13 protein-coding genes are annotated in these 13,664 nt (G+C 61.8%); 6 read left to right on the top strand and 7 right to left on the bottom strand.

Annotation, left to right across the window (positions count from 1 at the left end):
* Positions 1-62 precede the first annotated feature (62 nt).
* On the top strand, positions 63-698 hold the full coding sequence (locus tag ABE522_RS08760) for a DUF1629 domain-containing protein (protein WP_346591361.1): 636 nt from the start codon (positions 63-65) through the stop codon (positions 696-698).
* A gap of 35 nt (positions 699-733) precedes the next feature.
* Positions 734-4,063 carry an XVIPCD domain-containing protein gene (locus tag ABE522_RS08765; protein ID WP_346591362.1) on the top strand — a complete coding sequence of 1,110 codons (3,330 nt, stop codon included), beginning with the start codon at positions 734-736 and terminating at the stop codon, positions 4,061-4,063.
* A gap of 158 nt (positions 4,064-4,221) precedes the next feature.
* Here the strand turns inward: ABE522_RS08765 and ABE522_RS08770 are convergent, their stop codons facing one another.
* From ABE522_RS08770 to ABE522_RS08785, 4 genes are all read right to left on the bottom strand, one after another.
* Complete coding sequence (locus ABE522_RS08770; protein ID WP_346591363.1) at positions 4,222-5,544, bottom strand: XVIPCD domain-containing protein; 1,323 nt, start codon at positions 5,542-5,544, stop codon at positions 4,222-4,224.
* A gap of 27 nt (positions 5,545-5,571) precedes the next feature.
* Entirely contained in the window at positions 5,572-6,327 is a 756-nt protein-coding gene (locus ABE522_RS08775; RefSeq protein ID WP_346591364.1) for a hypothetical protein, read from the bottom strand.
* 439 nt (positions 6,328-6,766) lie between these two features.
* Positions 6,767-7,060, bottom strand: coding sequence for a hypothetical protein (locus tag ABE522_RS08780; protein ID WP_346591365.1), 294 nt, complete (start codon positions 7,058-7,060; stop codon positions 6,767-6,769).
* On the bottom strand, positions 7,057-7,473 hold the full coding sequence (locus ABE522_RS08785) for a hypothetical protein (protein ID WP_346591366.1): 417 nt from the start codon (positions 7,471-7,473) through the stop codon (positions 7,057-7,059). Before ABE522_RS08785 ends, ABE522_RS08780 begins: the two co-directional genes overlap by 4 nt.
* 476 nt (positions 7,474-7,949) lie before the next feature.
* Between ABE522_RS08785 and ABE522_RS08790 the strand changes: the two genes are divergently transcribed.
* The 3 genes from ABE522_RS08790 to ABE522_RS08800 all read left to right on the top strand — a co-directional run bounded on the left by ABE522_RS08790 (position 7,950) and on the right by ABE522_RS08800 (position 10,107).
* Positions 7,950-8,405 (top strand): hypothetical protein, encoded by a 456-nt coding sequence (locus ABE522_RS08790; protein WP_346591367.1) that lies wholly within the window; start codon positions 7,950-7,952, stop codon positions 8,403-8,405.
* A 23-nt stretch (positions 8,406-8,428) separates the two neighbouring features.
* Positions 8,429-9,178, top strand: coding sequence for a hypothetical protein (locus ABE522_RS08795; RefSeq protein WP_346591368.1), 750 nt, complete (start codon positions 8,429-8,431; stop codon positions 9,176-9,178).
* Positions 9,179-9,594: 416 nt separating this feature from the next.
* A complete protein-coding gene (locus ABE522_RS08800; RefSeq protein WP_346591369.1) occupies positions 9,595-10,107 on the top strand; it encodes an XVIPCD domain-containing protein in 513 nt (170 codons plus the stop codon).
* A 90-nt stretch (positions 10,108-10,197) separates the two neighbouring features.
* On the opposite strand, the gene ABE522_RS08805 is transcribed toward ABE522_RS08800, so the two are convergent.
* Positions 10,198-10,416 (bottom strand): hypothetical protein, encoded by a 219-nt coding sequence (locus ABE522_RS08805; RefSeq protein ID WP_346591370.1) that lies wholly within the window; start codon positions 10,414-10,416, stop codon positions 10,198-10,200.
* Positions 10,417-10,735: 319 nt separating this feature from the next.
* Between ABE522_RS08805 and ABE522_RS08810 the strand changes: the two genes are divergently transcribed.
* Positions 10,736-11,896: a YncE family protein gene (locus ABE522_RS08810; RefSeq protein ID WP_346591371.1), complete on the top strand. Its 1,161-nt coding sequence runs from the start codon at positions 10,736-10,738 to the stop codon at positions 11,894-11,896.
* Positions 11,897-12,939: 1,043 nt separating this feature from the next.
* Here ABE522_RS08810 and ABE522_RS08815 read toward each other — a convergent pair.
* Positions 12,940-13,347, bottom strand: a complete 408-nt coding sequence (locus ABE522_RS08815; protein WP_346591372.1) for a hypothetical protein — start codon at positions 13,345-13,347, stop codon at positions 12,940-12,942.
* Positions 13,348-13,453: 106 nt separating this feature from the next.
* The gene (locus ABE522_RS08820) at positions 13,454-13,660 is read right to left on the bottom strand and encodes a hypothetical protein (RefSeq protein WP_346591373.1); all 207 of its coding nucleotides are present in this window, start codon (positions 13,658-13,660) and stop codon (positions 13,454-13,456) included.
* Positions 13,661-13,664 lie beyond the last annotated feature (4 nt).

Genomic DNA, 13,664 nt, shown 5'->3' on the forward strand with positions numbered 1-13,664 from the left:
TTGGCGCACGGGTTAACCTGTTAGCACTTAGAGCCCGCCCCCACCTGGACAGGACGCATTGCATGGCAAACACCAATCAGCCACGGAAAGGAGAGTTCTTCCAGCTGCGGCCGGATGACCTTCGAGGCGGCAAAGGCCATGGCGTCGTTTTTGCCAACGAACAGGCGCTGCTAACTCCGCCAAGGATCGTACTGCGTCCCAAGGCTGGAGGCTTTCCTCCGCTGCGCGAGCAGCCACGGTTGGTGTACAACCCCCGCGAAGGTGTGTTGCCAGAGGACCTTGAGGGGGGCATGAGTGGCTACTGGTTGGTGTCCGACCGGCTTCGTCAGGTAATGGAAACAGTGGATGCAGGTGCCTTCGCCTTCGTAGAGGCTGACTATTGCCTCGTAGATGGCTCGAAAGGACCCTTACGATTTCTGTGTGACGTCGTCCGTACATTGGATGCTCTGGACGAAGAGGCGTCTCAGCTCAACGTTGAAATTAGCGACGAGTTCGAGGATGGCAAGTTCTATGGGCTGACTGGCGACGTGCGGTTGGCGTTCAAGCCTGAAGTGCTGGGCTCTTCGCACGTGTTCAGGCTCAAGTTCCACGGAGGAGTCTTCTGCGATCGAATCTTCAAGGATGCCGTTGAGCAGGCCGGGATTGTCACAGCCACAAAATCGAATGGGCTGTGGTTCTACGATGCCGTGAATTACTAGCTCACGCTGGCGAATGAGAGGAAGGAACCTGACTCATGGCGAACTATCGAACGCATTTCCAAGACCATCACACAATCGAGCAGCAGACCCTGAAGAGCAGCTCTTTGCTTTCCAGGCTCCAGCAATCAGAAAAACTCGACATTCATGCCGTTGAGAGCAGGCTGTTCTTGCCCGCTAGCCCCGAGTTTGCTCATGCATTAGGCATCACACCCCACAGTGGTGGCCCCCTTGGTGCGTATCAGGACGGGGTTCTGCAACACCTGACCCGCATCGAACAGTCCCGAGACGGCCAAGCTATGCTGGAGGGCGATTCGGTTGCAATGGACCGCGTAGCAAAGCGTGTAGAGCTATTGCGCGACACGATTAAAGTTGGCCTGATCAACGGCGATCTCAACACGAATACGCCAGTCGGCGAGACTCCTGCGCTCACTAGTCAGAGAGTTCGGCACTTCTTCGACAATATCCCAGCCTACCATCGGGCACACGCGCAGCAGATCGAAGCACTAAAAGGCTTCACTGGCATAGACCACGGCTGGGGCGCAGTTGCTAGTTCAGAGTCGCGCATCGTCACCACGCTCAACCAGATTCACGTGGACAGCAGGCCACCGACGCGTGGCGGCAACATAGAACTCCAGCGTCACGGCCTGTCCCTGGCTATCACTAATGCACAACACGATGGCCGCGTGATTCTATCCACGCAGGGCATCCAGGCCGTTGAAAAAGTACTAGGTGAGGAGGCGGCCCATCGCATCCGTATCCCCCGCGGCCAGCAAGGCGCCGCGTCCCTCGATCTCCTGATGGGCGAGGCATCTGCCCGCACGCTCGTACGCTCCGGCGGACTGCTCGCCACAGGCGCCGATGCGGTACTCACCGCACGCCGCTCCGCGGAGCTGCTCGAACAGGGCAACGCCACCGCCGCCCAATCCGAACTCAACCACGCCATCGCCCGGAACGTGGGCGGCTGGGCCGGCGGTGCCTCCACGGCCATGGCCCTTGGCGGTAGCGGCTTCGTGCCAGCTGCCGTGGTTGCTGCGGATGCGTTGCTGCTGAGCAAGGCCTTCGACAAAGGCGCGGATCTACTGGACAACCGCGCCATCTACCACCAGACCGATAAGGCCGGTGTGGACTGGCAATTCAACGGCCGAAACTGGGAGCGGCAGGCCGCGATTGATCGCACGCCGGATGGCCGGAGTAACCCGGTTGAACAAGGCATAGCGGCCAGCTACGAAAAGTCTCAGGAGCTCGGCGCCATGGCCAGCGCCAAGGCGGTGGAACTGGCGCTGGCCAAGACCCCAACGCCCCAGGATCCCTTCCGCATTCCCGCCCAGCCAAGCGACCAACGCGGTTTGGACAACGCAGACTGGCACCGCAACCCGGATACCCAGGCCTGGGAACGCCAGGTCAAGACCGGGCTCTCCGGCGCCAACGACCGTGGTATCTACGAAACCCAGGTCGCGACGCCGGAGCGTGCCCAGCAGCTCAACCAGCAGTCGCTGGGGCGCATCGAATCCAACATCGCGGCAGGCCAGGAAGCAATGGCGGCGACTTACCTGGCAGGCCACGCAGCCCAACGCGCGCAGCACTACGGCGTCGCCATTCCTGCGGCGGTCGAGTCGGTCAGGGCTACCCCTGATTCAGTCCTCGGCTCGGATGGGCACCGCTACCAGCGTAGTGATGCTGGGCAGTGGCAGGGTGCGGAAGGGCAGGCCAGCGGCAACCTCGCCGCCGAGCTGGAGCTTACCAACCAGATGCGCCAGCCCTCGCTGGAGCAGTGGCAGGATGAGCTTGTGGCCATCCAGTCCCGGCCTGCGCCCTCGCCCGCACAGGTTGAACAGAATGAGCTGGTGCACCGCTACCGCAGTGCCGGTATAGATCTTTACGTAAACCCCGAAACCCAGCAGGCGATCGAGCTGGCTGTGCAGCGTACGCGCGAGGCCAGCGGCATCATCGGTCCGTCGCTGCAGCAGCTGCAGCGCAACGAGAGCGGGCAGTACGTGTATGACAGCCCCATTGCGCACTATCAGACTGGGCAGGATGGCGTGGCTCGCCAAGTGGCCGTTACGGGGAGCGATGAGCTGCGCCAAGCGCTGGGTGAGGTCCGCGCTCGGCACGCAGTGCAGGCCCCCGTTCCGGACTCACCGGAACTACGCATCGCCGCGCTGTCGCCCGATGAGCGCGAGGCCTACCAGCAGGCACTACGCGAGGCCAATCGCCAAGGCGTTTCCAGCGAGGAGGCGCAGCAGGTCGCCAGCTTCGCGGCAGTCAGCGTTCACACATTGCAGCCGGACGAAGCCAGCGCGCCGCAGGTGGCAGCAGATGCAGAGCGGCAGCGCGATGTGGCTCCAGCGGTGGCTCCATCCCCGCAGACAGTTCAGCCGGCCGCCGTAGCGGCCATGACTTCAGCGCCAGCTGCTGCGCAGCCCGTAGAACCCGAGCGGACACGGCAGACTCCGCCGCCCGTGCACCGCGAGCAGTCGCGGGCCGAGCCGGATGCACGTGCCGGCACCAAAGCGCCAAAGGAGGCGAGCCCGCGCGAGATGCCTGGCGCGCAGCGACCCGACGTGCCGCCGGCATCCCAGCCGACGGCTCGCGACGGCGCCGTGTCCCAACCCATCGCTGCCCAAGCGCAGCAGACACCGCACGAACGGCAGGAGGGTTCGCGACAGCATCCAGCGCTCACGCCTGAGCCGAACGTCCGTGCGCCGAACATCGCGAGCTCGGAGCAGCCGGCGTCGACGGTGCAGCAGCTCCCGACTCAGCCCGCAGTGGTTGAGGCAGCAACGCGATCACTACACGCTGCGACAGACCACCAGACGCCTCCGGCGCCGCCCACGCCTGAAGTCGAGGCCGCGCAGCAGCCAGTGCATTCGTCGAAGACCACGACAGTAGCCGCTCCCGCTGCCGATGAAGCCGTGACACCACGTCCGCCCTCATCACCGCTGCAGGCTGACCATCCGGACCATGCGCTCTACCAGCAGGTGCGCGATGGTGTGGCTGCGCTCGATGCCCGGCACGGGCGCAACTTCGATGAAACCAGCGAGCGTATGAGTGCCAGCCTGCTGGTGCTCGCCAAGGACAGCGGACTGGAACGGGTGGACCACGTACTGCTGAGCCAGGCTACGCCTGAATCCCACGCGGGAAGGAATCTTTTTGTTGTCCAGGGTGAGCCAGATAATCCAGCCCACCTGCGTGCCGCGATGCCCACCGAACAGGCAGCGCAGGCGCCGGTTGAGCAGTCCCTGCAGCAGTTCGAAGCGGTAAGCCAGAGGCAGGCCCTTGAAGCGTCCGAGCGCCAGCAGGAACAAGCGCAGCTCGACCAGATTCAGCAGCAGGATACGCAGGCACGTTCGATGGGGATGCGCTGAATGAGGAGAAGCTCACGCAGCGTGAGGCGGCGGCGCAGACGGCTGGTGGCATGCAGAGGGGCTAGTGCCAGCACAGAGAGCCATTCAGGATTAGCGCGGGCTACATCGACGGTGCCCAAGCCCGCTGCGCTACGCACTGGCACGAGCAGGCGGAAAGCTCACCCCATCCGCATAGCCTGACTCTGGCTCTCCCTCGTAACCAAATCCTGCTCAGCCTGCTGGCTCTGCGCCGCAGCCTGTAACTGCTGTTCCTGGCTGACATTCGCCAACTGCCGCAGTGACTGCTCCACAGGCGCCTGCACAGCAACGTCAGTCGCCATCGAAGCCCGCAGATGCGCAGGGTCATTCAGCTCCCCCTGCACAACAAACACCCGCTGCCCCGCAGCACTCGCACCGGTGGCATCACTCAGCACCACATGGTCGGCCCGCTCCAGCCTGTTCTCCTTGGCAAGCGCCACAAGGCTCAACGTCATCCGTTCGCTCGTCTCATCAAACTCTCGCCCCAGCTTGGCATCCAGCGCGGTGACATGGCCGCGCACCTGCTGATAGAGCGGATAATCTGCATGCCCCGGTCCCATCGCCAGCCGTGTAGCAGTCTCGCCACGGGGTCCAGGCAGATCGTTGGAAACTACCTTCGGTGAGTCGATCAGCGTCCTGTAATTGTCGTCAGGATGGAACTGGGTCGCGCGCTGCTGCTGCTCAAGGCGGAGTTCGCGCGTGTCGTTCAGCCGGTCGATCATGGAGGCATTACGCTCGCGGATAGGAATCGCGCCTTCAACCTGGATGTACCACGCTCCTTCCCGCTGACTGTAGACATGGTGAGAGCTCTGCATCCCGATGACGTTCGGATCATTGGTTGGCATTGCTTCCTTGGCCATCGCTAACTCATACGCGCCGAGCTTCGCGACATATATGCTGGCTTGGGACCACGGCATGGCGGCGAAGGCGTTGCCGGTAGTGTCCAACGCGCGACGCGTGCCTCGCGCTTCGTTGTTCAGCATGTCTTCCCACACAGCCTCTGCGGCGTGCTCGCCGTCTTTTTTCCTCGTAGCCTCGAGCAGAACCCTTGGCGTCCAGCAGTTCGGATCGAGATTGTGCGCTTTGAATGCCTGGTCGTGCGCTAGCTGAACATCTCGGCCGGGGAGGTTGAGCGCGAGCTCGGCGTTGCCCGTATCCAACCAGTCGGCACGCAGTTGCAAGTCCCGCTTAAGAAGCGTCTGTCCGAACTCGTCCCACTCCCGCTCCGTCAGAGTCCGGCTGGTAAACGCGGGGTCGCGCTCGTTCTGGGTACGGGCCTGCGATTGCGCGTACGCGTTCGCGACCTGTCCTGGAAGGTTGTCGTTACGGACAACGCCAAGCGCGAGAAGCCCGTACCCGTCGGCGCCGTCCTTCTGCGCAAGGTAGTTCCAATAGAGCTCTCGATTGCCTTGGTCTGCGTACTCTCCAAGGATCGTCAGGTCCTTCCGGCTCAATCCAGCCATCTCTCATTGCTCCTTGGCTAAGCTGCGTTATCGAACCTTGTAACGGGCAAGTACATTCCGCGCCGCATCTTCGATGGATTTCCAGTCCTTCAGCAGGACGCTGGGATAGAAAAGGGTCACCGATAGGCTGTCAGCCTGGTTCACAAAATAGTGGGAACAACTGGCAACCCTGTCTGCACCATCGGATACCAGCGCGCCGTCTTTGATCTCCAAACCTTGGCTGCCGTTCCGGGGCTGGTCGCACTTGATGAAAGTCGACAGCGTGTCACCACTGGAGCGAGCGATGTACCAGTCATCCTCGTATCTGGGGTTGCGGACTGGTGGCCTGCCTCGCTGGTCCGAGTAAGCCTTGGAATAGGCCGCCATCCGGTCCTCATCGATTACGTACGGGGTAAGCCCGAACTGCTCAGGCGCAGGCCTTCGCATGTCCAATCGATTACGTGGATCCTGCCGCTCGATTGAGCCATCTTCGGTCTTGGATTCCGTACTGGTTCTCCGTTGCAGCAAACTGCCGATGGGCACTGCATCTACGTGATCAATGGACATACTGATCGCACGGTGATGATCGGACATTGAGCGCGTCGAGCGCGTCCCAGGAGGCGCGGCATCGAGCTTCGGCCACATCAACGTCAACCCGACCCCACCGCCGATAGCAGGCCCGATCTGGTCGTCGTAGTAGTTGGCTGGAAACGCGAACCGGTGCGGGCCGATCCTGGCCTCAACGGGCTTGGTGGTGTAGGTGTACCCATCCACAGTGCGGCTTTCGGCCGGATTCTCAGTCATGGCAGCTTCCTTTTCAGTCTTCTCAGACGATGGTCCCTGGGCGCAAGCCGTTGTGTTGAGCGCCACGGCCAATGCCAAGGCAATGCATCGACTGGGTGACAGGACACTCATGGGACCAATCCTTTACGGGTCATCCGGCAGATTGTAAGGGCGCAACTGTCAATGAATCGGTAAGTGGTCACATGGGGCAGCGACGACGATGCGCATGGGCTGAACTCGGGGGACTAGGTCCCGGTTCTGCCCCACGACCACCAGTCCAGTCGTTCCAGATCGTAGTCCCCCGCAAACTCCATCGCCGCCTGATCCCCCGGCAGGTCCACATACCGCTGCAGAATGGCCGTGTCCGCTCCAGCGGCCACGTGATCAATGGCGAGTAGCGCACCAACGTGGCATCAAACGCAGCCAGCCACGCTTCCGGCAGAGGTGCCACGCCAGCCACTCAAACCACCTCTATCCGCAACCGGATACCCAGCGCCCGCATGGCGCCCAGCACGCTGTCGAAATAGAGCGGGCGGGTACCGCTCAGCTGCCGGCGCATGGCGTCGCTGCTCAGTCCGCACTCGTACGCGACGTGGCTCATTCCATACAGCTCGGATGCCAGCAGGAGGGATCGCGCGAAAGTCGATTCATCGTAGTTGATCATATGCAGGCGGCCATCCAGGTACTCGGCCATTTCCGCTGCACGCAGGTTGGTCACGCGCGCGTTGGCGAATCTGCTGTCCGGCCCGTTCATGGCTGGCCCCACATCGCATCTGCCGAGCTGCGGACCAGCTCTCGTCCGGAGACGATCAGCTCTTCGATCAGGAAGCGGCCTCGCCCGTTATCCTGCTGACCGTCCTGCTGCTTCATATGCACCGAGTGCAGCACTTCAAAGATGGAGGCGAGTGCCTGCAGCGTGCGGATGGACACGGCCACATCAGCCTTTCGTTGAGGCTCGGCAGGGCAGCCGCAGGCGGTCAGCGGCACATCGGGTTCGGTGTCCCGCACCACGCGAAGGTGCATCACGCGGTGCGCGTTGGTGCGTGACGTCTCGAACTCTTCGAGCCTACGCTCCAGGTGCTCGATGAAATGCGGCGGGAAGTCGATCATCCTGTCGCCCATCAAGGCATACAGACGCTTTGCGCTGAGGGGGTAGTGCGAATCCATCGGCGTACCTCACAAGGCTTGAGGCCACCTGCGCCGAGGCGCTAGGTGGCGGGCGATGCGGGTTGCCATACCGGGCTACAGAACCAAAAAACCGGCGGATCAGGGATCCCCCACATCGCCCGCCATAAAGCCGGCACGCGATGCAGTGCATTCTCCGCCGTGCCCAAGGGGCAAAACAGAGCAAATGGTTCGAGTAGCAACAGGATGGCAATCCCGGCTGGCGCTCTTCGTCGCCAGCGCGTCCATACCATCAGCCATAGGCCATTGCGTACATGGGCGAATCTGCAAACGTGACAGGGCACGGTTCTTCTCAGGCTACGCAAGGATGATCCCGGCCCATGGGCGCCCGAGGATCACCGCAAGGGCCTATTGCGAACGTGGCGGCGGCCCGTCGCGACACGCGGCCTCACATTATTTTTGCAACTCATTCCCCGGCCATTGCTAAGTTCGCCCCATAGCCACCCATGGAACCTGCGATGACCCGGACGTCCCCTGTTGCCCTGCTCGCCCTCTGCCTCAGCCCCGCCTTGGCCTTCGCCCAGGCTGATCGCGAGGTCGCCGCAAACATGGTCACCCGCGCAGCCAACGTATGCCCCGGCCACAGCGCCGAGCGCACCACGCCGACAGTGAACAAGGTGCCGGTTGGCGCACTGCGCGTCATGATCGACCGTGGCTTGGTGATGTGCCCGGACCGCCGCCTGGATGCCTCCGCCCCGGCAGTGTTCTACGGCCGCATGGGCGTGTTCGCGTGGAACCCGGAGTCCGCTGACGCAGCGGCAGTGATCGTCAGCAAGATCGGTGAGATGACGCGTAAGGACGACTACCCGGTCGAGACGCTGGTATGGGATGCCAAGGGCAATGCGTTGACCCAGCAGACCGTGCCTGCGTTTGAAGCGCGCCCGGGCGCGGCGGTGCTTTACAAGCTGCGTTGAGGTGGGAATTGTCCCATCGGGCCGTGACGCTCATCACTTCTCGCTCAGCCGCTTCCCTTATCCTCGGCAGGGCAAGAAAACAGACCGCCCGCCACCCCGTGCGGGCACGCCTCGAACAGGGACGCATCATGCTGAACCCGACATCAGGACGTCTTCGAAATGCAGCGTTGACTGTCGCATTTGCGGCGCTTGCTGGCTGCAGTGGTCCGACGCCTGCGCCGCCGCCCGTAGCGCCTCTTGATGCCGCACAGGCTGCCGCACGCACGCAGGTGCCGCTGACACGGCCTGTGGCGTTGGACAAGCCGGGTGTGATTGCGGATATGGAGTTTGATCTGCCGCCCCACAGCTCGACGGCGGCTCCACGTTTAATGATCGGCCTTCGAATCCAGGACAAGGACGTCGGCCGACTGATGGAATACTCGGATGTGGTGGTACGCGAAGGGCTGCCGGCACAAGTTAGGCTGGAGCGGCTGGTGGATCGGTCTCTAGGCGATGTGGTCCTGGTCAGGACGAGCAGAGATATGCGTCAGGACATGCCTGTTGCGGGAGATGGACGAGTTCCGGGCGTCACCACGAGCAGTGTGGACGATGGAATGCTGCGCGGTGCTGGGCTGATAGATGACCAGCTCCATTACCAGGAACTCAAGTTTGTCCATGCCGACGGGCTCTCAACGGGACGATACAGGTTGACCATCCGGCTTGAGGAAGACCGCCCCACACTTCGTACTCGGCCGGCAGAGCTGCTGGTTGCCTACTCTTACTTGGCCAAGTAGTCATGAATCAGAACGAACGTTACACCGCAACCATCTATGTTGCCGCGCCCGGCACCTCGATCGGCAATGGCAAGACATCGTTGACGGGGCACATGTATCTTGTGCTTGGCAGCGGCGAAGATGCGAACAGCTACGGCTTTTCGCCGCGTGGAGATTTCGATTCCACAAAGCTCGGTAGGGTCTACGACGAAGACAGTGCGACGTACAAAGATCCTTACTACGCGCGTACGATTGAGATCACGCCGGATCAGTATCACCGGATGCGTGATTTCGCCGCAGATCCTGCCAAGCACGGATTTGACATGCGCTACGAGGCTGCTAGGAACAGTTGCACGGACTACGCATGGGGTGCCTTGAACCACGCGGGACTTCACGCAAACGTAGGCCCGGTCCCCTTCAAGGGCTTCGAGGGTATCTTGCAGCCGACGAAGAACATCCCCGCCATCGAAAGCATCAAGGCGCCTTTCCCGGACAGCGATCTGAACAAGATCGAGCGTAACCCCATGCCGGAACGCGACTGGAAGCAGTTCCTGCTGTCCGACAACGACCGCACGATGATGGACCAGGTGAACCGCGGCGTGGCCTCGCTGGATGCCGCCCATGGCCGCACGCCCGATGAGAACAGCGAGCGCATGTGCGGCAGCCTGTTCTGCCTGGCCAAGGAAAACGGCCTGTCCCGCGTGGACCATGTGCTGCTCAGCCAAGCCAACGAGCAGGGCCACGCAGGCACCAACGTGTTCGTCGTCCAGGGTGATCCGTCAGACCCCGCCCACCTGCGCGCCAGCATGCCCACCGCAGTCGCTGCGCAGACGCCCGTGCATGAATCGATGGAGCAGGCGCAGCAGATCAGCCAGTCACAGCAGCAGGTGGCCACGCAGGAGCAGAGCCAGGTGCAGGAACAGCCGGCCACCGTGCAGCGGATGGGGTGAGGCTCGCCTGCTGGAATGGGGTCGGTCGTGTAGAGCCGACTTCAGTCGGCTGCTTTGAGGTTCTTCAAGCTGTGCCGACCAAGGTCGGCACTACAGGCGCTGCCGATGCTCATGCGGGTCATCGTTCCATCCCAGCGCCGCCGCGAGCTTGGCTGAGATCCATTGGCAGACGGGGAACCAAGCCAGCGTAAAGATCAGCGAAAGCCCTGACAGCGACGAGGGAAGCATCCAGGACAGTATCCCGCCGCCAAGGAAAATTGCGAAAAAGAACAGATGGATGATCGCCTTGCGCCTGCCGTGAGTGGTCATTGGTGCTTCGCCTTGAACGTATCCACTATGTCGCGCGAAGAGAGGGGCGCCATTCGGTGCCAGTCCGGTGAGCGCCTAGGGGACGTCGGGCGATCATCCAGATCCTCGCGGTACCGCCCGTTTTCTGTCAACTGCGCACCGCCGGGCGACTAAAGTCGGCCGCCACTGGGGACGCCGCGTCCACGCAGCTGGGTTACCATGTCGTCCTCAGCCAGCCTGCCCACGCATTCGTCGTGTGGCCGGCCGCTTCGGTGTTTCTGCACCGCATACGCGGCCGCGCGAGCCAAGGATCTTTCCTGACTCACACAAGGACGCTGCAATGAATTCGATCTCCTCCAAGACCCCGGGCATGGCCCGTCGCTGCACGGTTGCTGCCTTGGCCGTGGCGATTGCCATCGGCATGGGCGCACCCGCAGCCTACGCGGCCACGTCGGCCGTCAGCAGCGCCGCCGCCGTGCAGCGCAGTGCCGTGGCGCAGGGCCTGTACGAGCTGGCCTACAGCGCCCGGCAGAACGCGGTGTACGTGGCCTCTTCGGGCGGCTTCGGCGACGGCGCCGGCCCGGCCCAGGTGATGAAGCTGGACCCGGCCACGTTGGCCGTGCAGGCCACCATCCCGCTGGAGCGCAAGGGCTTCGGCGTGGTGCTGGACGATGCCAACGACCGCCTGTACGTGGGCAATACCGTGGACACGTCGGTGACGGTGGTCGACACCGCGCAGGGCAAGGCGATCGGCGTCGTGCAGTTGATGGAAAAGAAGGTCGGCAAGGATGGCAAGGCCAGCTACACCCACGACCTGCGCGAGCTGGTGGTGGACGGCGCCAACCACCGCCTGTACGTCACCGGGCACTCCGGTGAGGGCAGTGTGCTGTTCGTGGTGGACACGCAGTCGCTGAAGCTGCTGGGCACCATTCCCGGCCTGGGCAACGCAAAGGCGCCCGGCCTGGCATTGGATGCCGCCAACAAGCGCGTGTACATCAGCAACCTGCTGGGCGAAGTGGTGGTGGTCGGTACCGATACCGGCAAGGTTGAGCAGCGCTACAAGGTCACCGCCGAGCAGCCGATGAACATCGCGCTGGACCCGTCCGGCCCGCGGCTTTTCATCACCGACCAAGGGTCGGAGATGATCCGCAAGTACCAGGGCAGCAGCATCGAAGGCTTCGCATCCACGCACCCTGGCAAACGCGTGCTGGTACTGGACCGCACCACCGGCAAGGAACTGGCCAGCATCCCGGCCGACGCCGGCACCCTGGGCATCCTGCTGGACGCGCCGCGCAAGCGCCTGTACGTGACCAACCGCGAAGCGGGCACGGTGACCGGCTATGACAGCGACAGCTACCAGAAGACCGGCGAGTGGTCGGTGCCCACGCACCCGAACAGCCTGGCACTGGATGCCAAGAACAACGTGCTGTACGTAAGCATCAAGAACGGCGACAAGGAAGAGAAGGGCGCGCAGGAAAGCGTAGCGCGCATCGCCCTGTAATGGGTAGTGACGGCCGCTGGCCGTCAAGATTCTGCGCGTGATGCCGGAAGGGGAGGGTGGGTGACGACCGTTGGTCGTCACTGATCCCTCCGGCGCCCGTCCAGCAACGTTGATCCTCGATGGATTACTTACGGGAGCCGTTGCATCGTATCTCTGAACACTTCGCATGCAGGCAAGCGGCAACCGGCCAGCATAGGCAAAAGAAAGCTGCCAGCGAGATGGCGACGATGAGCCACTCCTTTGTGACCACACCTAGAACAATCGGCACGCCCAAGGCGGCAAATGCAGTGTGTACGTATACCATGAGCAAAACATATCTGCCGTAGGGTATTTCCGAAACAATCCTATCGCCGCAGGCTGAGCAAGTCGTAACCTGGGATCGATTGAGCGCCCTCAAGACGCTGAACCTCTGCTTATGTGTTCCGCACGACGGGCAGGTGGCTGTGAAAATTGAACCCATTGGTAGATCTCGTTTCCAACGATCATTGCAGGGGCAATTGCATCTGGCGGTTGGCTGGCGCGGCCAAAAGTCCTCACTCCGCGAACCGCTGACGCTGCACTCCCGTGTCTTACCTTCTGCGCCTGTTGCGAAAATTTACTATTGAAAGAACGGCGAGAAGTAAGGAAAAGCATCCCAGGTAGCCGAGCAAGTAGTGTCGGAAGAACAGCTCCTCTTCTTCCAAAACCTTGACCGCCAACACTGCGGTGCATAGGGTGAAGATTGCGTAAGTCACGGCCGCGTTTATGAGATGAATGGTGTTCCTACTCATTGCGATCCCAGCCAGCCCTCTTCACCACCCAAGAAACAATCTTGTTAGTTGCAAAGACCCACGCGATTGCAAAGATTGGTGTCAGGTTGTTTGCTATGCCAGGTGTACTCCAGGCTATAAGAACCCCGCAAGCGTATACGAGCACAAATGCCAGTGAGGCGAGAAATCGTTTCATGTGACAATCTTCCTCTGGGAGGCATCCCCGTACCTCATTGCCATCACGTCCAGGTACAGGCCTGAGCGGCATGACGTCGATGGAATCCATGCAGCCACCTACGGATAGACCTCGACCGAAAGCTCCAGTGACAGCTCGGCCAAGCGCCTCATATCGTCAGTTGCAAGCGTAAAGCCGCTGTCCCCTTCGACGAAGACGCCGACATACAGCTCGGTTCGCCCGCCGGTGAGCGCGATCTGGCGGAAGATGCTCTGGTTCCCTTCGAGCTTATCGAGCAGTGGTGCCAGCGCTTCCGTAAACCTGCCCGGTGCTTTCGTTACGAGGCGGAAGTTGCAATAGCTTGCTCGATAGAACCCGTCAAGGAACTCTCCCGCTGGAGTTGTTCGCCTCAATCCGACGCTCTGGGCTATCCGCGGCTCAAGGCGTACGGCTTCGATCATCTCCTGAGCAGGCATCACCGGATGGCAGATACGCAAAGAGATCGAGAAGGTTTCGTCAGGGTGCATCAGCGATCCTCGGTTGCAGCTGCGGACATGGCGTCATGAAGATGATGCGTCCGGTAGTGACGGCCGCTGGCCGTCAAGTTTCCACGCCTGCTCAATGAAATCCTCGTCACTTGGACAGAAAGGTGCGGTAGATGTTTGTAGCCGCCACTATCCCGAATAAGGCGGCAGCAATTCCCATGGCATCTTCGGCCACAAAAGGAACGTCGTACAAAAATTTGTAAGCGAAGGCGAGGGCGACGTTGATGGGCAGCAAGCTCAGTCCGGCTACCGCCGTCCAACCTACAATCTTTATGGCGCGCCTGTAAATCAACATGGGT

The organism is Stenotrophomonas lacuserhaii, assembly GCF_039674585.1.
Lineage (GTDB): Bacteria > Pseudomonadota > Gammaproteobacteria > Xanthomonadales > Xanthomonadaceae > Stenotrophomonas > Stenotrophomonas pennii_A.

What these genes read in the sequence shown, in the direction of transcription:
- ABE522_RS08760 (WP_346591361.1), top strand. Translation starts at nt 63, where the DNA reads ATGGCAAACACCAATCAGCCACGGAAAGGAGAGTTCTTCCAGCTGCGG.
- ABE522_RS08790 (WP_346591367.1), top strand. Translation starts at nt 7,950, where the DNA reads ATGACCCGGACGTCCCCTGTTGCCCTGCTCGCCCTCTGCCTCAGCCCC.
- ABE522_RS08775 (WP_346591364.1), bottom strand. Translation starts at nt 6,327, where the DNA reads ATGACTGAGAATCCGGCCGAAAGCCGCACTGTGGATGGGTACACCTAC.
- ABE522_RS08820 (WP_346591373.1), bottom strand. Translation starts at nt 13,660, where the DNA reads ATGTTGATTTACAGGCGCGCCATAAAGATTGTAGGTTGGACGGCGGTA.
- ABE522_RS08765 (WP_346591362.1), top strand. Translation starts at nt 734, where the DNA reads ATGGCGAACTATCGAACGCATTTCCAAGACCATCACACAATCGAGCAG.
- ABE522_RS08785 (WP_346591366.1), bottom strand. Translation starts at nt 7,473, where the DNA reads ATGGATTCGCACTACCCCCTCAGCGCAAAGCGTCTGTATGCCTTGATG.
- ABE522_RS08770 (WP_346591363.1), bottom strand. Translation starts at nt 5,544, where the DNA reads ATGGCTGGATTGAGCCGGAAGGACCTGACGATCCTTGGAGAGTACGCA.
- ABE522_RS08815 (WP_346591372.1), bottom strand. Translation starts at nt 13,347, where the DNA reads ATGCACCCTGACGAAACCTTCTCGATCTCTTTGCGTATCTGCCATCCG.
- ABE522_RS08780 (WP_346591365.1), bottom strand. Translation starts at nt 7,060, where the DNA reads ATGAACGGGCCGGACAGCAGATTCGCCAACGCGCGCGTGACCAACCTG.
- ABE522_RS08805 (WP_346591370.1), bottom strand. Translation starts at nt 10,416, where the DNA reads ATGACCACTCACGGCAGGCGCAAGGCGATCATCCATCTGTTCTTTTTC.
- ABE522_RS08810 (WP_346591371.1), top strand. Translation starts at nt 10,736, where the DNA reads ATGAATTCGATCTCCTCCAAGACCCCGGGCATGGCCCGTCGCTGCACG.